Raw genomic sequence first — 25319 nt, 5'->3', positions numbered from 1 at the left:
ATCCAGCATGCTGATCGACTTTTTCTACTCGCTGCGCGCCGCCCGACTGCCGGTCTCGGTGAAGGAATACCTGACGCTGCTCGAAGCGCTGAAGGCCAACGTGATCGCGCCGTCGCTCGACCAGTTCTACTACCTCGCACGCATCACGCTCGTGAAGGACGAGCAGTACTTCGACAAGTTCGACCAGGCGTTCGGCGCCTTTTTCAACGGTGTCGCCGCGACCTCGGAGCTGGCGTTCGACGTTCCGCTCGACTGGCTGAAGAAGAAGCTGCAACGTGATCTGTCGCCCGAGGAAAAGGCGCAGATCGAGGCGATGGGCGGCATCGACAAGCTGATGGAGCGGCTGAAAGAACTGTTCGACGAGCAGAAGGAGCGCCACGAGGGCGGCAACAAATGGATCGGCACCGGCGGCACGTCGCCGTTCGGCAATGGCGGCTATAACCCCGAGGGCGTGCGCATCGGCGGCGACGCGGCTGGCAATCGCACGGCCGTCAAGGTCTGGGAAGCGCGCGCGTATCGCGACTACGACGACCAGGTCGAAATCGGCACGCGCAACATCAAGGTGGCGCTGCGGCGGTTGCGCCGTTTCGCCCGCGAAGGCGCCGTGCAAGAGCTCGATCTACCCGACACGATCCGCAGCACTGCCGCGAACGCCGGCTGGCTCGATCTGAAGATGGTGCCCGAGCGGCACAACAACGTGAAGGTGCTGATGCTGCTCGACGTCGGCGGCTCGATGGACGATCACGTGAAGCGCACCGAAGAGCTGTTCTCCGCCGCCAAGGCCGAGTTCAAGCACCTCGAGTTCTACTATTTCCACAACTGCGTGTACGACTTCCTGTGGAAGAACAACCGCCGTCGCCATGCCGAGCGCACGCCGACGTGGGACCTGCTGCACAAGTTCACACCCGACTACAAGCTGATCTTCGTCGGCGACGCGACGATGAGCCCATACGAAGTGTTGCAGCCGGGTGGCTCTGTCGAGTACAACAACGCCGAGGCCGGCGCGGTGTGGCTACGCCGGCTCGCCGACCATTTCCCGCACTTCGCGTGGCTGAACCCGGAACCGGAAGCGCTGTGGCCGTACCGGCAGTCGGTCAGCGCGATCCGCGAGGTGCTGGGCCACCGCATGTATCCGCTGACGCTCGCGGGCCTCGAGACGGCCATGCGGGTGCTGAGCAAGTAAGGGCCGCCGGTCAACGCTCCCCGTCCTGACGCCTCAACCTCACAACAACAAGCCTTCGCATGAGTTCGCCCCCGTCGCCCCAGCTGTCCCCCGCCGCCACGCCGCCGAGGCGCTTCAATCCGCTCGCCGATACCTCGCTGTCGACGATCGTCGCCGGCTTCGTCGCGGCGATGACCGGCTACACGAGCTCGCTCGTGCTGATGTTCCAGGCGGGCCAGGCCGCGCATCTGAGCGACGCGCAGATTTCATCATGGATCTGGGCGCTGTCGATCGGCATGGGCCTCTGCACGATCGGCCTGTCGCTGCGCTTTCGCGCGCCGATCGTGATCGCGTGGTCGACGCCGGGCGCGGCGCTGCTGGTGTCGTCGCTGCCGCATGTGCAGTATGCCGAGGCGATCGGCGCGTTCATCTTCTGCGCGGCGCTGCTGACGCTGGTCGGCATCACCGGCTGGTTCGACGCGCTGATGAAGCGGATTCCGTCCGGCCTCGCGTCGGCGCTGCTCGCGGGCATCCTGTTCGAGATCGGCATCGAGATTTTCCGCGCCGCGCAGTTCCAGACCGCGCTCGTGCTGACGATGTTCTTCACCTACCTGATCGTCAAACGGTTCGCACCGCGCTACGCGATTCCCACGACCCTGGTGGCCGGCACGGCTGCAGCCGGCGGCCTCGGGCTGCTCGACTTCAGCCACTTTCACGTCGCGCTCGCGAATCCGGTGCTGACGATGCCGTCGTTTTCGGTGGCGGCGTGCGTGAGCATCGGCATTCCGCTGTTCGTGGTCGCGATGGCCTCGCAAAACGTGCCGGGCATCGCGGTGCTGCGCGCCGACGGCTACACGACACCGTCCGCGCCGCTGATCGCGACGACCGGCGTCGCATCGCTCGTGCTCGCGCCGTTCGGCTCCCACGGCATCAATCTTGCGGCGATCACGGCGGCGATCTGCACTGGCCCCGAAGCGCATGAAAACTCCGCCAGGCGGTACACGGCGGCCGTGTGGGGCGGCATTTTCTATCTGCTCGCGGGGGTGTTCGGCGCGACGATCGCCGCGCTGTTCGCCGCGTTCCCGAAGGAGCTGGTCGTCTCGGTCGCGGCGCTCGCGCTGTTCGGCTCGATCATGAGCGGGCTCGCCAATGCAATGCAGGATACGAGGCAGCGCGAGGCGGCGCTCGTCACCTTCATGGTGACCGCCTCGGGGCTCACGCTGCTGTCGATCGGCTCGGCGTTCTGGGGGCTGGTCGCCGGCGTGGTGACGCAAGCTGTGCTGAACGCGCGGCGCGTGTGAACGGATCGCCACGCCCGGCTGTCGCTACCCGGTGTTCATACCATCCTCGGCGATCCGCCATAGAATAGAAGTATCCGGCAGCGTTTCCCGGCGCCATCGTGGGACGCGCTGCGGCTTGATCCGCGGCCGCCGCCGCCGGCTGGTTTCTATGCTCGGTCCAGCCGGCGCGGCGGCGTCCTCACTTCTCCTGAACCACGGCGCGTATGCGCCCTGAAGGCCCGAACATGACAACCGCACTCGACCAACTCAAGCAATACACCACCGTGGTGGCCGACACCGGCGACTTCCAGCAGCTCGCGCAGTACAAGCCGCGGGATGCGACCACCAATCCGTCGCTGATTCTGAAGGCCGTGCAAAAAGACGACTACCGGCCGCTGCTCGAAAAGACCGTGAAGGCGCATGCGTCGAAGCCGGTCGGTGCGATCATCGACCAGTTGCTGATCGCGTTCGGCACCGAAATCCTGAAGATCATCCCGGGGCGGGTGTCGACCGAAGTCGACGCGCGCCTGTCGTTCGACATCGAAGGCTCGATCGCGAAAGGCCGCGAGCTGATCGCGCTGTATAAGGAACACGGCATCGAGCGCGAGCGCGTGCTGATCAAGCTCGCGTCGACGTGGGAAGGCGTGCGCGCGGCCGAGGTGCTGCAGAAGGAAGGCATCCACTGCAACATGACGCTGCTGTTCTCGCTCGCGCAGGCGGCCGCCTGCGCGGAAGCGGGCGCGCAGCTGATCTCGCCGTTCGTCGGCCGCATCTACGACTGGTACAAGAAGAGCGCCGGCAGCGCGTGGGACGAAGCGAAAGACGGCGGCGCCAACGATCCGGGCGTCAAGTCGGTGCGCCGCATCTACGGGTACTACAAGAAGTTCGGCTACAAGACCGAGGTGATGGGCGCGAGCTTCCGCACCACCTCGCAGATTCTGGAACTGGCCGGCTGCGACCTGCTGACGATCAGCCCCGACCTGCTGCAAAAGCTGCACGAGAGCACCGACAAGGTCGAGCGCAAGCTGTCGCCGGAGGCATCGCACGACGCGGACATCGAGCGCGTGCCGGTCGACGAAAAGTCGTTCCGCTTTCTCGTCAACGACGAAGCGATGGCGACCGAGAAGCTCGCCGAAGGCATCCGCACGTTCGCCGCCGACGCGATGAAGCTGGAAAAGCTGATCGAAACGCTGCGCTGATCCACCCGAAGCCATCATCCATCGCAGGCGGCGCTGAACCTCACGGTTCAGCGCCGTTTCTCGTTAGGAACGACGGCGCCGGTCCAACCCCTGACCATGGAGACGATCATGTACGTTCAGCCCTACGTGTTTTTCAACGGCCGTTGCCAGGAAGCGCTCGACTACTACACCGACAAGCTCGGTGCCCAGGTGACCTTCAAGATGCTGTACAAGGAAGCGCCGCCGGACGCGCACAACCCGCCGCGCCCGGAGCTCGCCGACAAGATCATGCACGCCAACGTGCAGCTGGGCACGACCGCGTGGATGGCTTCCGACGGCAACTGCGACCCGGCGGCCGGCCCATTCAACGGCTTCAGCCTGTCGTTGACCGTCGACGACGGCGCGTCGGCGCAAACCTGCTTCAACGCACTCGCCGACGGTGGCCAGGTCGTGATGCCGTTCCAGCAAACGTTCTGGAGCAAGGGCTTCGGGATGGTGGTGGACCGCTTCGGCCTGATGTGGATGGTCACGCTGCCGCCGCAGGCTTGAGGATCAGCCCCGCCTAAGCGATCCGCGCCGCCCGCGCATGCCGCTCGATATTCCAGTTCGGCTCCGTCTCCAGCAATAGCGCGCGCAGTCGGTCCACCTGCTCCGCGAGCCGCTGGCCGAGCCAGTACGGTCCTTGCCAGTCGGGCGGCAGCGTGGTGGCCGCGTGGCCATGCCGTTTCGCGAGCGGGGCGGCCGCTGGAATGCCGAAGCGCGTCGGGCGGCCAAAACGCAGCCCGCGCGCGGTGGACAGCAGGATCGCGCGCACGGCGCGCACCTCCGCGCCGCACTGCGCCGCGTAGGCGGTGCGCGCGGCGGCGTCCGCGTTCATCAGCGGGCCCGTCGCCAGCAGTTCGAGCGAACTGAGTACCGCGCGATGCAGCCGCTGGATCTCCTCGAGCTTCGTCTGCGGCACGTCGATTTCTTTCGCGACCGACGGCATCAGCGAGCGCAGTTGCACGAGCCGCTTATTGATCTGCAGGAAGCGCTTGACCTGCTCCTCCTCGGTGATCGTCTCGCCGTCGAGCAGCCGCGCGTAGATGCCCGCGCATTCGCGCAAATTGGCGGCGAGCCCATAGCGCCACGAATACGTGGCGTGCAGCGGCAAGGCAAACGAAAAGGCCAGCGCAATCACGATGCCGATCAACACGTTCAGCGTGCGCCATAGGCCAACGTCGATCAGATTGTCGCCATGGCCCGCGACGATGCACATCGTGATCGCGGTCAACAGCCCCACATAGCCGGACGAGCCGATCGCGAACCACGCGCAGATCGACGCGATGATCGCCTCCAGTACGTAGGTGAGCGGCAGCGAACCGATGAGATTCTGCTGCACGATCAGCAGGAGCCCGATCGATGCGCCTAGCAGCGTGCCGGCCGCGCGTTCTGCCGCTTTCTTGCGGATATTGCCGTGATGCTGCAAGCCGCCGATCACGACCAGCAGCGTCACCGACGACCAGATGCCGTGCGGAATGTCGATGCCGGTCGTCGCGAGAATCGACACCAGCATCGCGAGCCCGACGCGCAGGCTATGCAGCACCTTCGCGTGCCGGTAGCGGTAATACGGCGACGTGACCGCGCGCACCATCCGGCTGAGCGCCGCGCGGCGCGGAATCAGGTTGGGAGTATCGGCAGCAGGCATGGCGGCGCGCGGCGAACGCGTGAAAGGACGGTACCGCTATCCTGCCCTGAAGTGCCCCGCAAACACAAACGCCCGCCAACTTTCGTTGGCGGGCGTCGCGTTTTTCGGAGCTTGAGGTTGCAGCCGGTTCAGCCTTCGACGATGTCCAGATAGTCTTCCGGACGCGTGCGGTCCTCGGCGCGCTGCATGCCCACCGCGCGCACGAACAGGCTCACCACCACCGACACCACGAGGTTCACGATCAGCGACCACACCGCCGCATAGCCCGGAATCGCCATGCCGAACAGGTGGATCGTGAAGATCGAGCTCGCGAGCTTCAGCGACATCGCCATCCACGTGCCGGTCGCGATACCGGCCGCCCAGCCGATCAACAGACCCCGATAGTCGAGCACGCGCGTGTACAGACCGAGCACGATGGCCGGCAGCGTCTGGATGATCCAGATGCCGCCGAGCAGCTGGAGCTGGATAGCGTACGTGAGCGGCAGACCGAGGATGAACGCGACCGCGCCGACCTTGACGATCAGCGACACCAGCTTCGCGACGTTGGTCTCCTGGTCGTGCGTCATGTTGCGGTTGATGAACTCCTTGTGCACGTTACGCGTGTACAGATTAGCCGCCGCGATCGACATGATCGCCGCCGGCACCAGCGCGCCGATACCGATCGCCGCGAACGCGACGCCGACGAACCACGACGGGAAGAAGTGCAGGAACAGCGCCGGCACCGCGAAGTTCGGGCCGAAGGCCTTGAAGTACGGCGCGAACTCCGGCATGTCCTTCACGCCGGCCGCGAGCGCCATGAAGCCGAGCAGCGCGAGCAGGCCGAGCACCAGCGAATACGCCGGCAGCAGCGCCATGTTGCGGCGGATCGTGTTGCCCGATTTCGACGACAGCACCGCGGTGATCGAGTGCGGATACAGGAACAGCGCGAGCGCCGAACCCACCGCGAGCGTCGCGTACGCGCTATAGCCGTTCAGGCTCGAGACGTCCGGCGATTTCAGCAGCAGCTTGGCCGGCGGCACCGCGCCGAAGATATGGCCGAAGCCGCCCAGCTGCGGCGGAATCACGATGATCGCGGCGAAGATCGTCACGTAGATCAGGATGTCCTTGACGACCGCGATCATGGCCGGCGCGCGCAGGCCCGACGTGTACGTGTAGGCCGCGAGGATCGCGAACGCGATGATGAGCGGCAGATCGCCGACGAAGCCGGTCGTGTCGAAACCGAGCGCGCCGATCACCACTTCGATACCGACCAGCTGCAGCGCGATGTACGGCATCGTCGCGACGATGCCGGTCACGGCGACCGCGAGCGCCAGCATGCGGCTGCCGTAGCGGGCCGACACGAAGTCCGCCGACGTCACGTAGCCGTGCCGCTTCGCGATGCTCCACAGCTTCGGGAACACGACGAACGCGAACGGATAGATCAGGATCGTGTACGGCAGCGCGAAGAAGCCCGTTGCCCCCGCGCCGAACACGAGCGCCGGCACCGCGATGAAGGTGTAGGCGGTGTACAGGTCGCCGCCCAACAGAAACCACGTGACGATCGTGCCGAAGCGCCGGCCGCCGAGGCCCCACTCTTCAATGTGGGCGAGATCGCCGCGGCGCCAGTGGGCCGCGACGAAGCCGAGAACCGTGACACCGATGAAAAACAGAACGAAGACGAAAGTTGCAATGGGGTTCATTATTGCGCGCCCCCGTTCGGGCGACCGGTATAGCGGGACCGGGTCTTCGAGTAGACGAACGCGGTGATGACCGCGCTGATCAGCACCCACAGCAGCTGATACCAGTAGAAAAACGGGAAATCGAACAGTTGCGGCTCGATCCGGTTGTAGGACGGTACCCAGATCATCGCGATCCAGGGTAGCAGCAATAGCCAGAGCCAGTGCTTGCTGGCCTTCTTCACGTCGGCGTCGTGAGCCATGACGTCTCCTGTTTCCTATTTAGAATTTGTCTGCCCGCGGTCGATGGCAGGTGGAACTCAGCGGGTGGTCGTCCCGCGTTAGCCACGGGCGCCCCGAAAGCTTCGAAAGAGTATAGGAGTGGCGAACGCCCGGTCAAGCAGGGCGGACCCGAGGCGCACTGGCGTGGGACAAGGCGTCGGCCGGATCGACGACGCCCGCCGGATCGCGTCGCTCAGATCGCGAACGATGCGCCCGTCTGCCCTGTCGATTCGCGCAGGCCCTTGATCCACTTGCGCGCCGGCAAGCCGAGCTCGGCTTCGATCAGCTTCGCGCGCCCCTCGAGCGCGGCGAACGGCACGTCGAGCGCGGGGCCCGAGAACGCGATCACGATGCGGTTGCCATCGTGCACTTCGGGCAGCGCGACGACGCGGCCGTCGAAGGCTTCGTTCAGACGCTTCATGTTGCGCACGAAGCTCGGATGGTCGCCGAACAGATTCACCGTGACGATGCCCGCGTCGGTCAGACACGCGCGCGCCGCGCGGTAAAAGCCCACGCTGTCGAGCACCGGGCCGCGCGCGGTCGCGTCGTAGACGTCGATCTGCAGTGCGCCGATGGTGCCGTGGTTCGCGCTGTCATTGACGAAGTCCCACGCATCGGTTTCGTGCACGCTCAGACGCGCGTCGTCGGACGGCAGCCCGAACATCGTGCGCGCGGCCACGACGACCGCCGGATTCAGTTCGACGGCTTCGACCTTCGCGCTCTTCAGAAAGCGGTGCGCGAACTTGGTCAGCGACGCGGCGCCCAGGCCGAGCTGCACGATGCGCTTCGGCGTTTCGAGGAACAGCAGCCACGCCATCATCTGCTGCGCGTATTCGAGTTCGATGTGATCGGGCTTGCGCAGACGCATCGCGCCTTGCACCCATTCCGTGCCGAAATGCAGGTAGCGCACGCCGCCCTCTTCGGAGAACGTCACTGGCGCAAAACGCGGTTTGCGCGGTGTTTCGATTCGCGGTGCGTCGTGAATGTCATTGTCGACGGCGCGGCTCGCGTTGCGTGCGGCTTTCGGCGCCGGTTTGCGCGCCATTTTCTGCTTACCGCCGTGGACTTCGGCGTCCCGGTGGCGGAAAGCGCGCGCCTCGGCCGAAGCGCGTTTGATCAGTTTCGTCATGTGTGGATGTCGCGCCGTGGGCGCACTATTTCGGTCGACCGAGAGCATAGCATTCGCTGCGGCGCGCGATGTCGCGCAAACGTTTTCGAACTGCATCAACAAAAAATTTTGACGGCCGCTATGTCGCGGCATATTGCGCCATCACGCCACGCGCAAACGATTCACCGATCGTTTTGTCGCCGTTCTTCCCATCTGCAGCGCGGTTTGCGGCGCGCTTCCTCGCAGTCCTGCCCTCCTTGGCCCGTTAAAGAGTCCCTGCCGCGATGTCGTAAACGGGCGTACAGGCAATGGCTGCCGACCCATGCGACGCAATTGCGTCGCGTCGCGCAGCTGCAACTACAAAACCGCGCTGCAGGGGAATTACATTGAATCGTCAACAGTCGTGGACGCGCACAGCGGCGCCCGGCGAGGTCATCTATTCCGAGGGCTACTCGGGTGAGCCCGTCGTTTTTCTGATCACGGAAGGCAAGGTCGAGCTTTCCACTCGCTGCGACGACAAGAAGGTCGTCGTCGCGACGCTCGGCCGAGGCGAATTTTTCGGTGAAGCCGCGTTGCTTGCTGCCGAGCCGCGCAGCAATACCGCGAAGGCGCTGACGTTCTGTCAACTGACCGTCGTGCCGGCCAGCGTGCTCGATGACGAGATCGAACGCGTGTCGCCGCTGCTGCGCCATATCACGCGCACGCTGATTCGTCGCGTGAAGCGCAAGGACGATCTGCTCGCAACCTATACGCACGCCGATTTTCTCCCCGGCGTGCTGTCGTATGCGCACGTGCTGACGCTGATGTCGCACGGCGAACGGCGCGAGGCGAACGACAGTTGGGGACGCCGTCCACTGCAAGCGCAGGCCGAGGAAATCTCGGTGCCGCTCGTCGAAGTGATCAAGAAGTGCCGCGCGATTGCCGGCCATTCGCGTCCGCACGTGATGGCGATGCTCAAGCGGATGGAGAAGCTCAACCTCGTGACGATCGAGGCCGCGCAGCCGGGGCAACTCGGTAACGTGTCGACCGAATACTCGGCGTATGACGGCGCGGCCGCGCGCCAGGTCGTCACGTTCGACGCCGCGCGCATCGTCGATCGCGCGCAGCAGGTTGCGGACAGCGAGCTCGATATCGCGGTGAGCAGCGAGCTCGAACTGATCGAGCTGACCGATCTGGAAGCGCTGATCGGCGTCGACAAGACGTTGATTCTGAACAAGCTGTCGCACGGCGAGATCGCCGACGAGGTCTTCGCCTTCCGTAAGTCGAAGGTACTGACCTATGTCGAGCAGCAAGGTGTCGCGTATTTCTCGCGGCGCACGACGCGCCAGAGCGGCGCGCTGAATTCGCTCGACGATCTCGCGTTCGTCGACCAGCGCACGCTGTTCGACGTCGTCAGTGGCTTCGATACGTACGATCTCGCCAAGCTGCTCGCGAGCGTCGACGGCCGGCCGGTGGCGGAGCGCCTGCTGTCGGTGATGACCGAAGTGCGCCGCAACGAGGTGTCGTGGGTGATGCGGCGCGATATCAAGATCGATACGGTCGAAATTAGCGACATCGAGCAACGGCTGCTCGACGCGGTGAAGACGCTGAAGGCACCGCCCGCGCCGCTCGCGGCGCTGCAGGACGCCGCGCGCTAAGCGGTTTGACGGCGCGCCGTTGCTGATACGCGCAAGCGCGAGTGCGGCGCCGTTCGAGGAAAACTATGGATCTGTTGACGTTATTCGGTGTGCTGTTCGGTGGAGCGGCAATCGTTTTTGGCTTCGCGCTCGAAGGCGGGCATTTTCTGACGCTGTTCCAGTACGAGGCGTTCGTCATCGTGCTCGGCGGCACGCTCGGCGCGGTGATGATCCAGAACACGTGGGCACGTTTTTTCGACGCGGTGAAGCTGCTCGGCCTCGCGTTCACGCGCGCACGGCAGGTGGACCGGAAGAGCCTGTCGGATCTGCTCGAATGGGGTGACCAGGCGAAGCTCAACGGCCTGCTCGCGTTCGAATCGATGGATGTCAGCGGCATTCATCCGTTCGCCAGACGCGGGCTCGAACTGCTCGCGAACGGCGTATCGACCGCCGTGCTCGAAGATGCGCTGCAGCGCGAGCTCGATGCGTATGCGCGCAATCACATGGCGGCGGCGCGCGTGTGGCAGCAGGCGGGCGGCTATGCGCCGACCTTCGGCATTCTCGGCTCGGTGCTCGGGCTGATCCAGGTCACCAATCACATTCTCGACCCGGCGCAACTCGGCTCGGGGATCGCGACGGCGTTCGTCGCCACGTTGTATGGTCTCGCGCTCGCGAATCTGGTGTTTCTGCCGCTGTACGGCAAGCTCCAGGCGCAGGTCGACAGTGAAGTGCGGTTTCGCCGGCTTTATCTCGACGGACTGCTCGCGATTTCGCGCAAGGAGTCGCCGCATACGATCGAGACGCGCCTGACAGGCGAAGTGCGCGGACGCGCGGCGGAGTCGCTGGCCTAAACCTGTCATAGGGCGCGTGGCTCAGCGGCGCGCTGTCATTCGAATCGGACCTATCACGTATGCAAACGACGTCTGGCACCAAGCGCCTCGCCAGCGGCGCGGACGATCACGCCGAACCCGGCGGCGAAGGCACCGAGGGCGGCCGCTGGCTGATCTCGTACGCGGACCTCATCACGACGATGATGGTGCTGTTCCTCGCGCTGTATGCGTTGCAGTTGGCGAAATCGAGGCAACTCGAGCTCAGGTATCAGACGCTCGAAACACAAACGGCGCAGCACAGCGTGCCCGCACCGGCAGGCGGCGCCCAACAGGATGCGCATAAGCAACTGAGCGCATTGCTCGATGCGCTGCGCGAGAAAGGGCTGATCACGGTGACGGAGGTGCCGCACGGCGTCGAAATCGCCGTCAACGCGAAGATCCTGTTCAACGCCGGCGACGCGCGGCTGCTGCCCGATTCGTTCGAGGTACTGAATCAGATCGCGCAGGTACTGCAAAAGGATTCGACGGGGAATGTGCTCGTCGAAGGACATACCGACAGTGTGCCGATTTCGACCGCGAAGTATGCGTCCAACTGGGAGCTGTCGTCGGCTCGCGCCGGAGCGGTGGTCAGGTATCTGGTCGAGCGTGGGATCGAACCGCATCGGCTGGCCGCGATCGGGCGGGCGGACAATTTCCCGCTGATCGCGGGCGATGATGCCGCCGCGCGAGCGGCGAATCGGCGGGTCGCGATCGTCGTGCAGTACTGAACGCGTTGGTTGGCAGCATTCGTTGGCAGCATTCGCGGGCTTTGCCCACGACGAGCCGGCCGCCGGCGGCTCGCCTTCGCTTCAGTTCGCTTCGCTTTGCGTTACGCGACGTGAACCGCCTTCAGCGCCTCGTTGAAGGTGCGGCTCGGCCGCATCACCTCATCGAGCTTGTCGGCGTCCGGCATGTAATAGCCGCCGATGTCCGCGGGCGCGCCCTGCACCGAGGCCAGCTCCGCGACAATCACCTGCTCGTTGGCGGTCAGTTGCGTCGCGAGCGGCGCGAACTGCGCGGCGAGCGCCGCATCGTCCGTTTGCGCGGCCAGCTCCTGTGCCCAGTACATCGCCAGATAGAACTGGCTGCCGCGATTGTCGAGCTCGCCGGTCTTCGGGCTCGGGCTGCGGTTGTTGTCGAGCAGCTTGCCGGTCGCGGTGTCGAGCGTCTTCGCGAGGATCTTCGCTTTGTCGTTGCCGGTCTTGATGCCCAGTTCTTCGAGCGACGCCGCGAGCGCGAGAAATTCGCCCAGCGAGTCCCAGCGCAGATGGTTCTCTTCGACGAGCTGCTTGACGTGCTTCGGCGCCGAACCGCCCGCGCCGGTCTCGTACATGCCGCCGCCCGCCATCAACGGCACGATCGACAGCATCTTCGCGCTGGTGCCAAGCTCCATGATCGGGAACAGGTCGGTCAGATAATCGCGCAGGATGTTGCCGGTGACCGAGATCGTATCGAGCCCGCGCACCACGCGCTCGAGCGTGTAACGCATCGCGCGTACCTGCGACATGATCTGGATGTCGAGACCCGTGGTGTCGTAATCCTTCAGGTAGGTCTCGACCTTCCTGATCAGCTCCGCTTCGTGCGGACGATACGGATCGAGCCAGAACACCGCGGGCGTGCCGGAATTGCGCACGCGCGTGACCGCGAGTTTGACCCAATCGCGGATCGCCGCGTCCTTCACCTCGCACATGCGCCAGATGTCGCCCTGCTCGACGTTCTGCGTGAGCAGCACCTCGCCGCTCGCGAGATCGACGATGCGCGCCTCGCCGTCCTCGGGCACTTCGAAGGTCTTGTCGTGCGAGCCGTATTCTTCCGCCTTCTGCGCCATCAGGCCGACGTTCGGCACGGTGCCCATCGTGACCGGATCGAACGCGCCGTTGGTCTTGCAGAAGTTGATCATCTCCTGGTAGATACGCGCGAAGGTGCTCTCGGGGATCACCGCCTTGGTATCTTTCGGACGACCGTCGGCGCCATACATCTTGCCGCCGAGGCGGATCATCGCCGGCATCGACGCGTCGACGATCACGTCGTTCGGCGCATGCAGGTTCGAGATGCCCTTCGCCGAATCGACCATCGCCAATTCCGGACGATGTTCGTGGCACGCGTGCAGGTCGCGGATGACTTCCTCGCGCTGCGATTCCGGCAGCGTCTCGAGCTTCTCGTAAAGATTGGCGAGTCCGTTGTTGACGTTCACGCCGAGTTCGTCGAACAGCTTGCCGTGCTTCGCGAACGCGTTCTTGTAGAACACCTTCACCGCGTGGCCGAAGACGATTGGGTGCGACACCTTCATCATCGTCGCCTTCACGTGCAGCGACAGCATCATGCCGGTTTTGCGCGCGTCTTCCATCTGCTCTTCATAGAACGCGAGCAGCGCCTTCCTGCTCATGAACATGCTGTCGATGATCTCGCCGTCCTGCAGCGCGACCTTCGGCTTCAGCACGATCGTCTTGCCGTGCTTCGTGACGAGTTCCATCTTCACGTCGCGCGCGCGGTCGAGCGTCATCGATTTTTCACCGTGATAGAAGTCGCCGTGCCGCATGTGCGCGACGTGCGTGCGCGACGCCATGCTCCATTCGGCCATGCTGTGCGGATGCTTGCGCGCGTAGTTCTTCACCGCGGCCGGCGCGCGACGGTCCGAATTGCCTTCGCGTAGCACCGGGTTCACCGCGCTGCCGAGACACTTCGAGTAGCGTTGACGGATCGCCTTCTGTTCGTCCGTCTTTGGATCTTCCGGATAGTCGGGCACCTTGTAGCCTTTCGCCTGCAGTTCCCTGATCGCGCTCGTCAGTTGCGGCACCGATGCGCTGATGTTGGGCAGCTTGATGATGTTGGTGTCGGGCAACGACGTCAGGCGACCGAGTTCCGCGAGGTTGTCGGGCACCCGTTGCGCTTCGGTCAGACACTCGGGGAACTCGCCGAGGATGCGGCCCGCGACCGAAATGTCGCTGGTCTGCACCTCGATGCCGGCCGGCGCCGTGAAGCTCCGGATGATTGGCAGGAACGCGGCGGTCGCGAGCAGCGGGGCCTCGTCGGTGAGGGTGTAGATGATGGTCGGTCGCTGGGTCGTCATTGCTGGGCTCCGGGCGGGCAGTTGAAAGGCATGTCGCGCGCGTGGTGCGGGCTGGGCTGGATGCATAAACGTCGATCTGGCCGCGGCGCAACGTTGAGACGCAAACGATGTGCGTCGCGCAGCGCGTAGCACGATCGATTCTGCCTCATTTTTGGGCTGGGGAAAAAGTCAAAGCTCGTGCCACGGTTAATGGAGCGGCCGGCACCAACGACCCGCGACGAGACACTGACGTCGGTCGCACTATCGCGCATGCCATGCGTGTAAACGCGTCACATCGGTACAATGAACCGACCGCGATATTCCCGCGGATCGGACAAACCGAACTGGAGAGTGTATGGACGGCGACATCGGCCAGCTCCAATCCGACTGGATTTCCCGTTCGGAACCCATCGGCGGAGTGGAACGCATCGAAGCGTTTTTCCACGGCAACGCATACTCCATGCATCGGCACGACACCTACGCGATCGGCCTGACGCTCGCCGGCGTCCAGTGCTTCCATTACCAGCGCGGCTTGCGCACCAGCCTGCCCGGACAGACCATGGTGCTGCATCCCGACGAAGCGCACGACGGTCAGGCCGGCACGGACGACGGCTTTCGTTATCAGATGATTTACGTGCAGCCCGCCGCCATCCAGCAAGTGCTCGGTGGCCAGGCACTGCCGTTCATCGAAGGCGGTGTCACGAACGATCCGCGCCTGTTCGAGGCGACGAAAAGCGCGCTGCGCCAGATGCGCGGCGACGCGGAGCCGCTCGAACGCGACGACGCCCTCGCCGGTCTCGCGCTCGCGCTGAATCATGCGTCGGGCGCGCGATCGACGCGCAAATCCGCCGATTTCGCCGCGGCGCAGCGCGCGCGGGAATATCTGCATGCGTCGTGCACCCGCGCCGTCACGCTCGATGAACTCGCCGCCGTCAGCGGACAGGATCGCTGGAACCTGTCTCGAGATTTCAGGACCTTTTACGGCACCAGTCCCTATCACTACCTGGTGATGCGCCGGCTCGAAGCGGCGCGCGCGATGATGCTGCGCGGCGTTTGCCTCGCGGACACCGCGGCGGCCGCCGGCTTCGCGGACCAGAGCCACATGACCCGACATTTTCGCCACGCATACGGCATCCCTCCGGCACGCTGGCTCGCGATGATCAGCGATCGGCGCACCCGCTAGCGCGAGCTTGCACGATCGTTCAAGACACTCGCCAGCGGCCGGCCTATGCTCTGTGTTCCAGGACCACACCAACGGAGCGACCATGCACACCGATTCCCAGCTGGCACCCGAGCAACGGGGCCAATATAGAACCATCAATCTGCTCGACAAGATCCGCCAGATCGACGGTCACTGGCAGCCGCGCGTCGTTGCGGAAATGAACGACTATCAGTTCAAGGTCGTGAAGATAGTCGGCGATTTCCTCTGGCACCAGCATGCCGACACCGACGAGACGTTCATCGTCCTCGAAGGCCGCTTGCGCATCGACTTCCGTGACCGCTCGATCGACCTGTCGCCGGGAGAACTGGCTGTGGTGCCGAAGGGAGTCGAGCACAAGCCGTTTGCCGAGTCCGAAGTCAAGCTGCTGCTGATCGAACCGCGCGGCGTCGTCAACACCGGCGATACGACCAACGAAAGAACGGCCGAAAACGACGTATGGATCTGAGAGCCGCCAGGCAAACGCCGCCGATCGTCCGCGAAGCGGTTTTGCCCGCCGATACCCACAACCTCGTCGCCGTGATTCGCGAGTATGTCCGCTGGCTGGATATGGATCTGTCGTACCGTGGATTCGACGCCGAAATGGACGCGTTCGAACGCGTTTATACCTTGCCATCCGGCATGTTCTTCGTCGCCGACGCCGGCGGCGAGCTCGCCGGTTGCGTGGGCCTGCTTCGTCATACCGCCGAGACCGCGGAAGTCAAACGGCTCTATGTTCGCGAAGCATTCAGAGGGATGTCTCTGGGAGAAGCGCTGGTCACGTCGGTGATCCGCAAGGCAAAGACCTTGGGCTTCTCGACGCTGGTGCTCGACTCGGTTCCGCAAACCGGTTTCGCCCAGCGCATTTACGAGCGATCGGGGTTCGTCGACATCGCGCCCTACTACGAAAATCCCGTCGAGGGCACGCGCTTTCTTGGGCTCGCGCTTTGACGGCGAATCAAAGCGGCGTATTCCGGCTCATTTGACATCGAGCCGGAACTGCCTCGGCTGAGCTGCCCACCGTGGACCCAGTGCGCCGTTTTCGCACGATTCAAGATTCGCAGTGCCATGCCGATATTCCGGTACGGAGGCCGAATCGAGCTCCAACAGACAAAATCGCACGCTCACACCCACGATCGCTCACCGGGCGGCACGGCTTTCCAGGCCTCACTGTGGGCGGACGTCAACAACCAGAGGTAGTTCAAATATGCGCACCGTTGTCCGTACAGTCGGCCTGATCATTCCGATCGTGCTATTGACCGCTTGTTCGATCATCGCTCCGCCGTATTCCCCCGCTGTCGACAACATCCAGTCGCTCAAGAGCGCCCCTACCGCGCACGCGAAAATCGGCGCATTCGAATCCCACGCGGATATTAAAAATCGGTATCCCGTTCCCTTGCGCGCAAACCTGATGAAGTCACCGGTCGGGGACTCGTTCGGCGCCTATCTCGCCGACGCGATGACCAAGGAATTGCTGTTGGCCGGCAAGCTCTCCGCGCAAAGCGACGTCGAGATCAACGCAACGCTATTGGAAAACGACGTCGACGTCGGTCTGGCAACCGGCGCCGCGCGACTGTCGGCGCGCTTCATCGTGATGCGCGCCGGCACGGTGCGTTACGACCAGGTCAAATCGGCGCACACGCAATGGGATTCGGCGTTCGCGGCAATGATTGCCGTGCCGAAAGCACGCGAAGAATATCCGCTCGCCGTGCAGAAATTGCTCGGCGAGCTATACGCCGATCCGGCGTTCATTGCGGCAATTCAATAACGTTACCAACCACACTACGAGAGACCAAGCACAATGGCATTGATTCGAATGATCGCAGCGGCAAGCGTGGTCGCAGCATTGTCGGGCTGTGCGCACGAAATTTCGCTGACCGGCGACGCGAACACGATTCCGGCCCTGTCGAGATCGCCACTCGACAAGACGGTGGGTCTTGTCATCACGGATGATCAGTTGTCGAGCGAAGTGATCACGCCCGGCGGGGGCGGCGACAAGGTCAGCTATCACCCATACCACGACCTTGAATTACCGATATACATCGGTCTCGGCCATGTGTTTAAAAACGTGACCAAGCTCAAGAGCGCGCCGGACGCAGCAACGATTCAGGCCAAGCATCTTGACTACGTGATCACGCCGAAGATCAAGACCACGTCGTCGTCCCCTAGCCCCTTCACGTGGCCCCCCACGGATTTCTCGGTCGCGCTCGCCTGCACCGTGGCGGACCCGAGCGGTCAGACCGTGACCACCGCGGACGTGACGGGTACCGGCCACGCGGAGTTTAGTGAATTCAAGCGCAATTTCGGCCTTGCCGGACAGCTTGCCACGGCCGATGCGGTGTCCAAACTGCAATCCGTATTGGCAAAGGCGCCCGAATTGCAAAAATAGGTGCATGCACGGCGCGGCTGAACCGAACGACGGTCGGACTGCGCCGCACCGGCCACGTTAGATTCAAGCGAGTCTATCGAGGCACGACAGGACCTGGAACGGGGATTCGCCGCAGTCAGCCGCGGATTCCCTGCCAAAAGGCCAGCTTCTGATCGAAAGAAAGCATTGCATTCGCCGGACTCGAAGACGGCAGCACGAGCGTTTCATACCCGGCAGCCCCGATCACTGTTGCAAACCGCCCTGCCGTCTTGCCGTTGAAGCACACCTTTTTCAGCAGCGGCGCATGCTCGCGCAGCGCATCGAAATCGTTCGGGTTCGCGTGGCGAATCGCCGAATCGAGACTGCCTTCGCGATGGCAGGCGGCGAGCACGTCCCAGATGCCGATGCCGTGCGTCAGCACGCGTTCGAGCCGCGCCTCATACGCGAGCCCGTATAGTTCCGGCTCGCCAAGCACCGCGCCGAGCAGGCGCCAGAACTGGTTGCGCGGATGCGCGTAATACTGCGCCGCTGCCAGCGACGCTTCGCCGGGAAAACTGCCGAGTATCAGCGTGTGCGTGTCGGACGCGACGACCGGGGGAAAGCCGCGCAACATCAGCGGCTCCGATCGTCCGACGTGCGCGCCGCCGCATGCGCGCGCGACGCGGTGTGATCGAGCGCACGGCCGTGCTCGCGGATCCGCGCTAGCGCGACATGCGCCGCGCCGGACCCGGCGAATCGCGCACGAGCGGCCGCGTCCAACGCACGCAGATGCTCCCACAATGCCGGCAACATGCACTCCGTCACCATCAACGGCGCACCATGCCGCTCGAACACCGAGCGTCGCGCGACCAGCGCATGCGGCGCATGCCGGGCGCCGCCGCCGATTGCACGCGCGGCCAGCCGATACAACCGATGCCGCGTCGCCACCCTGCGGCTCACCAGCGACGAGCGCGCGACACTGCTATCGCTATACAGCAACTCGGCGAGCGGCCGCGTGCGCAGCCGCCGCGTCGCCTGCCAGATGCCGACGCTCGCGGCGCGCGGCGTCACGCTATGCGCGGCGACGAACGGCACGCCATCGACCGACAGCACCACTTCGCGCACCCACACCGGCGCGCGCGGCGCGAGTCCGAGCGCGGCGGCTTCGTCGGGCCACGGCAGCGCGACGGTTTCGCGCGTCACGCGCACCGCGACCGCGCCGAGCGCGCGCAGATGCGCGGTCAGTGAACCGCCACGGGTCAGCCAGTCTTTCTCGGCGGCGCTGAAACTAGGCAAAGGCGCGACGCGCCAAGGGCCGCCGGCGGGATCGAAACGGATAGGCATGGTGTCGGATTATAGCGGCGTGGTCCGACGGCAATCGTGCGCGCACCCTGAGCCTCGGAGCCGACGCGAAGCCGAAGGCAAAAAAAATGCGCTGCCGAAGCAGCGCATTTTTCAACCACGAAGCGTCAATTCAACCCGCGCGCGACAACAACAACGCATTGGTCCGCTTCACGAAGCTCGCCGGATCTTCCAGCGCGCCGCCTTCGGCGAGCAGCGCCTGATCGAACAACAGATGGCACCAGTCGTCGAAATTCGCGCTATCGGCATGCAGACCTTTCACGAGCGCGTGCTCGGGATTCACTTCGAGAATCGGATGAAACTCCGGCGCCTGCTGGCCCGCGGCCTTCAGCATGCGCTGCAGGTAGCCGCTCATTTCGCCGTCGTCGGCGACGAGGCACGAGGGCGAGTCGGTCAGGCGGAATGTCAGACGCACGTCCTTCGCCTTGTCCTTCAGCGCTTCCTTCATCTTGTCGACGAGCGGCTTGAACGCTTCGCCGATCTTCTCCTGCGCCTGTTTTTCCTCGTCGTTCAGCGCACCGAGATCGAGGTCGCCGCGCGCCACGCTTTGCAGCGGCTTGCCGTCGAATTCGTTGAGGAACGACAGCATCCATTCATCGACGCGATCGGTCAGCAGCAGCACTTCCACGCCCTTCTTGCGGAACACTTCGAGATGCGGGCTGTTCGACGCGGCCTGCCACGTATCGGCGGTCACGTAGTAGATCTTCGTCTGCTCGGGCTTCATGCGAGCGACGTAGTCGGCCAGCGACACGGTCTGCTCAGCCGTTCCGGTATGGGTCGTCGCAAACCGCAGCAGCTTCGCGATGCGCTCGCGATTGGCGAAATCCTCGCCGACGCCTTCCTTCAGCACCTGGCCGAATTCTTTCCAGAAGCCCGCGTACTTTTCCTTGTCGGCGTCGTTATCCGAGTTCGCGAGTTCCTCGAGCATCGACAGCGCGCGCTTCGTCACGCCTTCGCGGATCGCCTTCACGTCGCGGCTTTCCTGCAAGATTTCGCGCGACACGTTGAGCGGCAGATCGGCCGAATCGACGACGCCCTTTACGAAACGCAGATACGTGGGCAGCAGTTGCTCGGCGTCGTCCATGATGAACACGCGCTTCACATACAGCTTCAGTCCGCCGCGCTGCTCGCGGTTCCACAGATCGAACGGTGCGTGCGCGGGCACGTACAGCAGCTGCGTGTATTCGCTGCGGCCTTCGACGCGGTTATGCGTCCACGTCAGCGGATCCTGATGGTCGTGCGAGATGTGCTGGTAGAACTGCTTGTATTGATCGTCGGTGATGTCGTTCTTCGAACGGGTCCACAGCGCGCTCGCCTGATTGACGGTCTCGTCCTCGTCCTTCGTGACCATCTCGCTCTTTTCCGCGTCCCACTCTTCCTTCTCCATCAGGATCGGCAGCGCGACGTGATCCGAGTACTTCTGGATGATCGACTTCAGCCGATACGACGACAGCAGCTCGTCTTCATCGGCACGCAGATGCAGCGTGATGGTCGTGCCGCGCGCGGCGCGCTCGATCGTCTCGACCGCGAAATCGCCCTCGCCCGCGCTTTCCCAGCGCACGCCTTCCGAGGCCGGCAAACCGGCGCGGCGTGTCTCCACGGTGATCTTGTCCGCGACGATGAAGCCCGAGTAGAAGCCGACGCCAAACTGGCCGATCAACGCCGCGTCCTTCTGCTGGTCGCCCGACAGCTTGCCGAAGAACTCCTTGGTGCCCGAACGCGCGATCGTGCCAAGGTGCCCGATCGTTTCGTCGCGGCTCATGCCGATGCCGTTATCGTCGATCGTGACGGTGCGCGCGGCCTTGTCATATGACACGCGAATTCGCAGGTTCGGATCGTTCTCGTACAGCGCGCTGTTTTCGATCGCCTCGAAGCGCAGCTTGTCGGCCGCGTCGGACGCGTTCGAAATCAGCTCGCGCAGAAAGATTTCCTTGTTGCTGTACAGCGAATGGATCATCAGTTGCAGAAGCTGCTTCACTTCTGCCTGAAAGCTCATGGTTTCTTGTGCCATGGTCGGACTTCCTCTCTGTTGCGAAGGGGGGATGGGCGGCGGCCGAAGCGGAGTCAAACCGCGCTTGAGGCCTGCCGTGCCGGATCGCCGGGCCGCCGGATCGTTCGCGCAAATGGGGACGACCCGGGCGGTTTCAAGAGGCGCGGCGCGCGACGCCGTCGAGATACCGGCTGAGAAACGCCGGCAGCTCGGGATCGCCGCAATTGGCGATATTGAAGCGCATCCACGTGCTCGGCGACTGCTGCGGCGAAAACAGGCCGCCCGGCGTCAGCAGATAACCGGCTTCGTGCCCGGCCGCGGCGAGCGCGCCCGCGTCGACGCCGGTGTCGGCCCACAGGAACATGCCGGCCGTCGGCGTCAGGAACAGCTTCATGCCAGTCTTCTCGATCATCCGCACGGCCTTCTCGCGCACGCCGTCGAGCCGCGCCCGGATGCGCTCGACGTGCCGCCGGTAGTGGCCCTCGGTCAGAATCTTGTAGATCACGCGCTCGTTCAACTCGGGGCTCGTCATGCCGACCAGCATCTTCTGATTGCTGAGCACCATCGCGACTTCCGGCGCGCACGCGATGAAACCAACGCGCAGGTTCGGCGCCAGTGTCTTCGAGAAGCTGCCCAGGTAGATCACGCGCTTCAACTGATCGAGGCTCGCGAGCCGCGTGCCCGGGTAGCCGGGCGGGCACAGGTCGCCGTAGATATCGTCCTCGACGACGATGAAGTCGTACGCCTCGGCAAGCCGCAGGATGCGAAACGCCTGCGCTGCCGTGAGCGACGTGCCGGTCGGGTTCTGCAGCACCGAGTTGACCACCAGCATTTTGGGCCGCCATTGCTGGACCAGCGCTTCGAGCGTGTCGAGATCGGGGCCCTCCGGCGTGTACGGCATGCCGACGAGCCGCGCGCCCTGCGACGCGAAGCAGCCGAACATTTGAAACCACGCCGGATCGCCGACGATCACCGCATCGCCCGGCTTCACGTAGATGCGCGAAATGAGGTCGATCGCCTGCGTGATGCCCGACACCATCACGATCTGCTCGGGCGACGCGCCGATCTCCAGTTCCTCGAGCCGCGTCTGCAACTGCTGGCGCAGCGGCAGGAAACCTTGCGCGGTGCCGATGCCGAGCATCTGCATGCCGCTTTGCCGGCCGAGCGTGCGCAGCGCGTTGGTGATCAGGTCGCCGTCGAGCCAGCGCGCCGGCAGATAGCCGAGCCCGGGGCTGCGCTCGGGCCGCGCGCCCGTGTGCAGCATATTGCGCAGCAGCCAGACCACGTCGATATTGGCCGGCGCGGGCAGCGCCTCGGCGCGCGGGCGCAGCTCGGAGAGCGTCGCCGCGCCGCCCTGGCGCTCGCGCACGTAAAAGCCGGAGCCGCGCCGCGACTCGAGAAACCCCTGGGCGACGAGCCGCTCGTAGGCCTCGACCACCGTGAAGCGCGACACGCCCTTGTCGAGCGCAAGCTTACGGATCGACGGCATCCGCATGCCGGGGCGGAACACGCGCTCCTCGATGCGGCGTCGCGCCCATTGGACCAGCTGTTCGACCAGCGTCAGCGACGCGGTGTTGTGCGGGGCGGGAATCTGAGCAAGGGGGACGGACATGAGGGGCTCCAACTGTATCGAACAGTATCGAGCCGATTGTACCGTTACTGTGCAGGTCACGGCCGTTACATTTGAATCCGGCGAAGCGTGATGACGCAACGCAAAACCATCCGCATGGCCCGCCGGTACGGCAAACGGTTATGCTTTACCGCCGCGGCAGCGCAGCCGTTACACGTGCCCGCAGCGGCTTTTGCGCAGAGCAGCGTTTTCCATCGATCCGCCATGACAGCCCTGACATCCCAATCGCTCAGCCTCGATCATCTGGTAGTCTCCGCGCGCACGCTGGACGAAGGCGTCCAGTACGTCGCCGATACGCTCGGCGTCGCACCATCTGGCGGCGGCGCGCATCCGCTCATGCGCACCCATAACCGCCTGCTCGGCCTGTGGGGTGGCGTCTATCTGGAAGTCATCGCGATCGATCCGCGTGCCGCGGCCGACACCATCGACGGCACCGCACCGCGCCCGCGCTTGTTCGCGCTCGACGACCCCGCGACCCAGGCGCGACTCGAAAACGGGCCGTATCTGTCGCATTGGGTCGCGCGCGTCGAGCGGCCGAGGCATCTCGCGACGTGGCAGGCGCAGTATCCGCAGCGCATCGCACCGGTCGTGCCGATGACGCGCGGCGATTTCACGTGGGGCCTGACAGTGCCCGACGACGGGTCGTTCCCCGCCTGGCAAGGCGCTGGCGACGGCGTGCTGCCATCGCTGATCCAGTGGGACTCGACGCGTCATCCGTCGCAGTTGCTCGCGCCGACGCAACTCGCGCTGAAGGCATTGAAAGCCGCGCATCCACGGCCGGAGTTGATCGGCGAACAACTGCGCTGGCTCGGCGCCGCGCATCTGCTCGACGTAAGGGCGACCGACGGTGCCGCGGCGCTCGTCGCCGAATTTGAAACACCCGAGGGACTGCGAACCCTCGGATAAGCAGCGCGTGATGCAGCGGCGACGGTTGCCGAGTCGCGCGATAATCGAAGTTTTGACCGGTTCCAGAAATACCAGCAGAGGAGATCATGGACCAAAGCGACCTGAAAGCCCCGACGTGGCAATTATCCGAACGCGCGCGCAAGCTTACGAGCTCCGCGATCCGCGAGATTCTCAAGGTCACGGAACGGCCCGAAGTCATCTCCTTCGCCGGCGGCTTGCCCTCGCCGGCCACCTTCCCGGCCGAGCGCATGCGCGAGGCGTCCGACCGCATTCTGCGCGACACGCCCGCCGCCGCGCTGCAGTACAGCGCGACCGAAGGCTATCTGCCGCTGCGCGAATGGGTCGCGCAACGCCACTCGATCAACGGCGCGCAGATCCGTGCGTCGCAAGTGCTGATCACCACCGGTTCGCAACAGGCGCTCGACCTGCTCGGCAAGGTGCTCATCTGCGTGGATAGCCCGGTGCTGGTCGAAACGCCGACCTACCTCGGCGCGCTGCAATCGTTCTCGATGTACGAGCCGCATTACGCTCAGGTCCCGACCGACGAGCAGGGCTTGATCCCCGAAGGCCTGACACCGGAACTGACGCAAGGCGCGCGTCTCTTGTACGCGCAGCCGAACTTCCAGAATCCAACGGGCCGCCGTCTGCCGGTCGAACGCCGCCGCGCGCTCGCCGAGTTCGCGAAGACCGCGCCGTTTCCGGTGATCGAGGACGACCCCTACGGCGCACTCGACTACGCGGGCGAACCGCTGCCGACCATGCTGTCGATGGCGCCCGATCACATCGTCCACCTGGGCTCGTTCTCGAAGGTGCTTGCGCCGGGTCTGAGGGTCGGCTTCATCATCGCGCCCGAAGAACTGATCTTCAAACTCGTGCAGGCCAAGCAGGCCACCGACCTGCACACGCCGAGCTTCACGCAGCGCATCGTGCACGAAGTGGTCAAGGACGGTTTCCTCGACACGCACGTGCCGACGATCCGCGAGCTGTATCGCAACCAGTGCGACGCGATGCTGGCCGCGCTCGAACGCTATATGCCCGAAGCCGTAAGCTGGAACCGCCCGGAAGGCGGCATGTTCATCTGGGTCAATCTGCCGGCGGGGATCGACACCATGAAGCTGCTGGAGGAAGCGGTCGCGCAAAACGTCGCGTTCGTACCGGGCGCTCCGTTCTTCGCGAGCGACGCGCAGCACAACACGCTGCGCCTGTCGTTCGTCACGGTGCCACCGGCTAAAATCGACGAAGGCGTGGCGCGTCTGGCCGCAATCGTGCGCGCGAAAATCTAAACGGCGTTAGCCGCACGGCCATCGGGGCGAAGTGTGCACGCGCGCTGCGTGCGGACTTCGCCCCGCCCGCATTCATGCAATCTCACCGAAACGAGGACACGACATGGCTCAATCGAATGTGTACGACAAGCTCAAGGAACTCGGCATCGAACTGCCGGCGGCGGGTGCGCCGGCAGCAGCCTATGTGATGAGCGCGCAAAGCGGCAACACGGTGTACCTGTCGGGTCACATCGCGAAGAAGGACGGCAAGGTGTGGGCCGGCAAGCTCGGCGCGACGCTCACTACCGACGAAGGCAAGGCCGCGGCCCGCTCGATCGCGATCGATCTGCTCGCCACCCTGCATGCGCACGTCGGCGACCTGAACCGCGTGACGCGCATCGTCAAGCTGATGAGCCTCGTCAACTCGACGCTCGAATTCACCGAGCAGCATCTGGTGACGAACGGCGCGTCCGAGCTGATCGCCGACGTGTTCGGCGAGCGCGGCAAGCACGCGCGCTCGGCGTTCGGCGTCGCACAGATCCCGCTCGGCGCGTGCGTCGAGATCGAACTGATTGCCGAGGTCCAATAGCGTCGACGCGATGTGACACTGCATGCGGTGTCGCGTGACATGTGTCAATTATTTACGCCGCATTGCGATTGAAACGCGCCGTCCGGTGTCACGCACCGGCGGCGCGTTTTTGTTTTACGGCGACGGTGGATCGCCGGCGCGCAGGCAGA

The 25319-nt window shown here is 64.4% G+C and carries 24 protein-coding genes; 15 read left to right on the top strand and 9 right to left on the bottom strand.

The genetic code is table 11. The annotated features are described in order from the left end of the window. Nucleotides 1-7: 7 nt before the first annotated feature. From BJG93_RS04295 to BJG93_RS04280, 4 genes are all read left to right on the top strand, one after another. Nucleotides 8-1183, top strand: a complete 1176-nt coding sequence (locus BJG93_RS04295) for a vWA domain-containing protein (RefSeq protein ID WP_027197109.1) — start codon at nucleotides 8-10, stop codon at nucleotides 1181-1183. Nucleotides 1184-1242: 59 nt separating this feature from the next. Then, nucleotides 1243-2463, top strand: coding sequence for a benzoate/H(+) symporter BenE family transporter (locus tag BJG93_RS04290; RefSeq protein ID WP_034479222.1), 1221 nt, complete (start codon nucleotides 1243-1245; stop codon nucleotides 2461-2463). Nucleotides 2464-2687: 224 nt separating this feature from the next. Next, nucleotides 2688-3641 carry a transaldolase gene (gene tal / locus BJG93_RS04285; protein WP_027197107.1) on the top strand — a complete coding sequence of 318 codons (954 nt, stop codon included), beginning with the start codon at nucleotides 2688-2690 and terminating at the stop codon, nucleotides 3639-3641. A 108-nt stretch (nucleotides 3642-3749) separates the two neighbouring features. Beyond that, complete coding sequence (locus BJG93_RS04280) at nucleotides 3750-4169, top strand: VOC family protein (RefSeq protein WP_027197106.1); 420 nt, start codon at nucleotides 3750-3752, stop codon at nucleotides 4167-4169. A 13-nt stretch (nucleotides 4170-4182) separates the two neighbouring features. Here the strand turns inward: BJG93_RS04280 and BJG93_RS04275 are convergent, their stop codons facing one another. From BJG93_RS04275 to BJG93_RS04260, 4 genes are all read right to left on the bottom strand, one after another. Next, complete coding sequence (locus BJG93_RS04275) at nucleotides 4183-5307, bottom strand: FUSC family protein (RefSeq protein ID WP_027197105.1); 1125 nt, start codon at nucleotides 5305-5307, stop codon at nucleotides 4183-4185. Nucleotides 5308-5435: 128 nt separating this feature from the next. Beyond that, complete coding sequence (mctP, locus tag BJG93_RS04270) at nucleotides 5436-6986, bottom strand: monocarboxylate uptake permease MctP (RefSeq protein WP_027197104.1); 1551 nt, start codon at nucleotides 6984-6986, stop codon at nucleotides 5436-5438. Then, nucleotides 6986-7225, bottom strand: coding sequence for a DUF3311 domain-containing protein (locus tag BJG93_RS04265; RefSeq protein WP_027197103.1), 240 nt, complete (start codon nucleotides 7223-7225; stop codon nucleotides 6986-6988). Before BJG93_RS04265 ends, mctP begins: the two co-directional genes overlap by 1 nt. 212 nt (nucleotides 7226-7437) lie before the next feature. Continuing rightward, a complete protein-coding gene (locus tag BJG93_RS04260; protein ID WP_027197102.1) occupies nucleotides 7438-8373 on the bottom strand; it encodes a class I SAM-dependent methyltransferase in 936 nt (311 codons plus the stop codon). A gap of 365 nt (nucleotides 8374-8738) precedes the next feature. On the opposite strand from BJG93_RS04260, the gene BJG93_RS04255 reads away from it, so the two are divergent. The 3 genes from BJG93_RS04255 to BJG93_RS04245 all read left to right on the top strand — a co-directional run bounded on the left by BJG93_RS04255 (nucleotide 8739) and on the right by BJG93_RS04245 (nucleotide 11565). After that, the gene (locus BJG93_RS04255; RefSeq protein WP_027197101.1) at nucleotides 8739-9989 is read left to right on the top strand and encodes a Crp/Fnr family transcriptional regulator; all 1251 of its coding nucleotides are present in this window, start codon (nucleotides 8739-8741) and stop codon (nucleotides 9987-9989) included. A 65-nt stretch (nucleotides 9990-10054) separates the two neighbouring features. After that, entirely contained in the window at nucleotides 10055-10819 is a 765-nt protein-coding gene (locus tag BJG93_RS04250; protein WP_027197100.1) for a flagellar motor protein, read from the top strand. Nucleotides 10820-10878: 59 nt separating this feature from the next. After that, a complete protein-coding gene (locus BJG93_RS04245; protein ID WP_027197099.1) occupies nucleotides 10879-11565 on the top strand; it encodes an OmpA/MotB family protein in 687 nt (228 codons plus the stop codon). Between the two features lie 101 nt (nucleotides 11566-11666). Here BJG93_RS04245 and BJG93_RS04240 read toward each other — a convergent pair whose 3' ends face one another. Then, a complete protein-coding gene (locus BJG93_RS04240; protein ID WP_027197098.1) occupies nucleotides 11667-13907 on the bottom strand; it encodes an NADP-dependent isocitrate dehydrogenase in 2241 nt (746 codons plus the stop codon). Nucleotides 13908-14241: 334 nt separating this feature from the next. On the opposite strand from BJG93_RS04240, the gene BJG93_RS04235 reads away from it, so the two are divergent. The 5 genes from BJG93_RS04235 to BJG93_RS04215 all read left to right on the top strand — a co-directional run bounded on the left by BJG93_RS04235 (nucleotide 14242) and on the right by BJG93_RS04215 (nucleotide 17473). Beyond that, the gene (locus tag BJG93_RS04235; RefSeq protein ID WP_027197097.1) at nucleotides 14242-15069 is read left to right on the top strand and encodes an AraC family transcriptional regulator; all 828 of its coding nucleotides are present in this window, start codon (nucleotides 14242-14244) and stop codon (nucleotides 15067-15069) included. A gap of 82 nt (nucleotides 15070-15151) precedes the next feature. Beyond that, a complete protein-coding gene (locus tag BJG93_RS04230; RefSeq protein WP_027197096.1) occupies nucleotides 15152-15553 on the top strand; it encodes a cupin domain-containing protein in 402 nt (133 codons plus the stop codon). Beyond that, on the top strand, nucleotides 15544-16035 hold the full coding sequence (locus tag BJG93_RS04225; RefSeq protein WP_027197095.1) for a GNAT family N-acetyltransferase: 492 nt from the start codon (nucleotides 15544-15546) through the stop codon (nucleotides 16033-16035). The genes BJG93_RS04230 and BJG93_RS04225 overlap by 10 nt, the downstream gene beginning before the upstream one ends. Nucleotides 16036-16291: 256 nt before the next feature. Next, nucleotides 16292-16852, top strand: a complete 561-nt coding sequence (locus tag BJG93_RS04220; RefSeq protein WP_034479217.1) for a hypothetical protein — start codon at nucleotides 16292-16294, stop codon at nucleotides 16850-16852. A 48-nt stretch (nucleotides 16853-16900) separates the two neighbouring features. Then, nucleotides 16901-17473, top strand: coding sequence for a hypothetical protein (locus tag BJG93_RS04215; protein ID WP_231337432.1), 573 nt, complete (start codon nucleotides 16901-16903; stop codon nucleotides 17471-17473). Between the two features lie 115 nt (nucleotides 17474-17588). On the opposite strand, the gene BJG93_RS04210 is transcribed toward BJG93_RS04215, so the two are convergent. The 4 genes from BJG93_RS04210 to BJG93_RS04195 all read right to left on the bottom strand — a co-directional run bounded on the left by BJG93_RS04210 (nucleotide 17589) and on the right by BJG93_RS04195 (nucleotide 22395). After that, nucleotides 17589-18065, bottom strand: coding sequence for a DNA-deoxyinosine glycosylase (locus BJG93_RS04210; protein ID WP_027197092.1), 477 nt, complete (start codon nucleotides 18063-18065; stop codon nucleotides 17589-17591). Continuing rightward, nucleotides 18065-18775 (bottom strand): chorismate--pyruvate lyase family protein, encoded by a 711-nt coding sequence (locus BJG93_RS04205; RefSeq protein ID WP_071336550.1) that lies wholly within the window; start codon nucleotides 18773-18775, stop codon nucleotides 18065-18067. Before BJG93_RS04205 ends, BJG93_RS04210 begins: the two co-directional genes overlap by 1 nt. A 130-nt stretch (nucleotides 18776-18905) precedes the next feature. After that, nucleotides 18906-20804 (bottom strand): molecular chaperone HtpG, encoded by a 1899-nt coding sequence (gene htpG / locus BJG93_RS04200; RefSeq protein WP_027197091.1) that lies wholly within the window; start codon nucleotides 20802-20804, stop codon nucleotides 18906-18908. Between the two features lie 133 nt (nucleotides 20805-20937). Next, nucleotides 20938-22395 (bottom strand): aminotransferase-like domain-containing protein, encoded by a 1458-nt coding sequence (locus tag BJG93_RS04195; RefSeq protein ID WP_027197090.1) that lies wholly within the window; start codon nucleotides 22393-22395, stop codon nucleotides 20938-20940. A gap of 222 nt (nucleotides 22396-22617) precedes the next feature. On the opposite strand from BJG93_RS04195, the gene BJG93_RS04190 reads away from it, so the two are divergent. The 3 genes from BJG93_RS04190 (at nucleotide 22618) to BJG93_RS04180 (ending at nucleotide 25170) form a co-directional block, all read left to right on the top strand. Beyond that, entirely contained in the window at nucleotides 22618-23319 is a 702-nt protein-coding gene (locus tag BJG93_RS04190; RefSeq protein ID WP_407675288.1) for a VOC family protein, read from the top strand. A gap of 86 nt (nucleotides 23320-23405) precedes the next feature. Next, nucleotides 23406-24602 (top strand): aminotransferase-like domain-containing protein, encoded by a 1197-nt coding sequence (locus tag BJG93_RS04185; RefSeq protein WP_027197088.1) that lies wholly within the window; start codon nucleotides 23406-23408, stop codon nucleotides 24600-24602. A 103-nt stretch (nucleotides 24603-24705) separates the two neighbouring features. After that, a complete protein-coding gene (locus BJG93_RS04180) occupies nucleotides 24706-25170 on the top strand; it encodes a RidA family protein (RefSeq protein WP_027197087.1) in 465 nt (154 codons plus the stop codon). Nucleotides 25171-25319: the final 149 nt, after the last annotated feature.

It is taken from the genome of Paraburkholderia sprentiae WSM5005, from assembly GCF_001865575.2.
In the GTDB taxonomy this organism is placed as follows: Bacteria; Pseudomonadota; Gammaproteobacteria; order Burkholderiales; family Burkholderiaceae; genus Paraburkholderia; species Paraburkholderia sprentiae.
This window is presented reverse-complemented; position numbering and strand designations above follow the sequence as displayed.

What these genes read in the sequence shown, in the direction of transcription:
- BJG93_RS04185 (WP_027197088.1), top strand. Translation starts at nt 23,406, where the DNA reads ATGGACCAAAGCGACCTGAAAGCCCCGACGTGGCAATTATCCGAACGC.
- BJG93_RS04215 (WP_231337432.1), top strand. Translation starts at nt 16,901, where the DNA reads ATGATCGCAGCGGCAAGCGTGGTCGCAGCATTGTCGGGCTGTGCGCAC.
- BJG93_RS04245 (WP_027197099.1), top strand. Translation starts at nt 10,879, where the DNA reads ATGCAAACGACGTCTGGCACCAAGCGCCTCGCCAGCGGCGCGGACGAT.
- BJG93_RS04195 (WP_027197090.1), bottom strand. Translation starts at nt 22,395, where the DNA reads ATGTCCGTCCCCCTTGCTCAGATTCCCGCCCCGCACAACACCGCGTCG.
- BJG93_RS04265 (WP_027197103.1), bottom strand. Translation starts at nt 7,225, where the DNA reads ATGGCTCACGACGCCGACGTGAAGAAGGCCAGCAAGCACTGGCTCTGG.
- BJG93_RS04230 (WP_027197096.1), top strand. Translation starts at nt 15,152, where the DNA reads ATGCACACCGATTCCCAGCTGGCACCCGAGCAACGGGGCCAATATAGA.
- BJG93_RS04225 (WP_027197095.1), top strand. Translation starts at nt 15,544, where the DNA reads ATGGATCTGAGAGCCGCCAGGCAAACGCCGCCGATCGTCCGCGAAGCG.
- BJG93_RS04290 (WP_034479222.1), top strand. Translation starts at nt 1,243, where the DNA reads ATGAGTTCGCCCCCGTCGCCCCAGCTGTCCCCCGCCGCCACGCCGCCG.
- BJG93_RS04260 (WP_027197102.1), bottom strand. Translation starts at nt 8,373, where the DNA reads ATGACGAAACTGATCAAACGCGCTTCGGCCGAGGCGCGCGCTTTCCGC.
- BJG93_RS04275 (WP_027197105.1), bottom strand. Translation starts at nt 5,307, where the DNA reads ATGCCTGCTGCCGATACTCCCAACCTGATTCCGCGCCGCGCGGCGCTC.
- BJG93_RS04190 (WP_407675288.1), top strand. Translation starts at nt 22,618, where the DNA reads ATGACAGCCCTGACATCCCAATCGCTCAGCCTCGATCATCTGGTAGTC.
- BJG93_RS04220 (WP_034479217.1), top strand. Translation starts at nt 16,292, where the DNA reads ATGCGCACCGTTGTCCGTACAGTCGGCCTGATCATTCCGATCGTGCTA.
- tal (WP_027197107.1), top strand. Translation starts at nt 2,688, where the DNA reads ATGACAACCGCACTCGACCAACTCAAGCAATACACCACCGTGGTGGCC.
- BJG93_RS04235 (WP_027197097.1), top strand. Translation starts at nt 14,242, where the DNA reads ATGGACGGCGACATCGGCCAGCTCCAATCCGACTGGATTTCCCGTTCG.
- htpG (WP_027197091.1), bottom strand. Translation starts at nt 20,804, where the DNA reads ATGGCACAAGAAACCATGAGCTTTCAGGCAGAAGTGAAGCAGCTTCTG.
- mctP (WP_027197104.1), bottom strand. Translation starts at nt 6,986, where the DNA reads ATGAACCCCATTGCAACTTTCGTCTTCGTTCTGTTTTTCATCGGTGTC.
- BJG93_RS04295 (WP_027197109.1), top strand. Translation starts at nt 8, where the DNA reads ATGCTGATCGACTTTTTCTACTCGCTGCGCGCCGCCCGACTGCCGGTC.
- BJG93_RS04280 (WP_027197106.1), top strand. Translation starts at nt 3,750, where the DNA reads ATGTACGTTCAGCCCTACGTGTTTTTCAACGGCCGTTGCCAGGAAGCG.
- BJG93_RS04240 (WP_027197098.1), bottom strand. Translation starts at nt 13,907, where the DNA reads ATGACGACCCAGCGACCGACCATCATCTACACCCTCACCGACGAGGCC.
- BJG93_RS04250 (WP_027197100.1), top strand. Translation starts at nt 10,055, where the DNA reads ATGGATCTGTTGACGTTATTCGGTGTGCTGTTCGGTGGAGCGGCAATC.
- BJG93_RS04180 (WP_027197087.1), top strand. Translation starts at nt 24,706, where the DNA reads ATGGCTCAATCGAATGTGTACGACAAGCTCAAGGAACTCGGCATCGAA.
- BJG93_RS04210 (WP_027197092.1), bottom strand. Translation starts at nt 18,065, where the DNA reads ATGTTGCGCGGCTTTCCCCCGGTCGTCGCGTCCGACACGCACACGCTG.
- BJG93_RS04205 (WP_071336550.1), bottom strand. Translation starts at nt 18,775, where the DNA reads ATGCCTATCCGTTTCGATCCCGCCGGCGGCCCTTGGCGCGTCGCGCCT.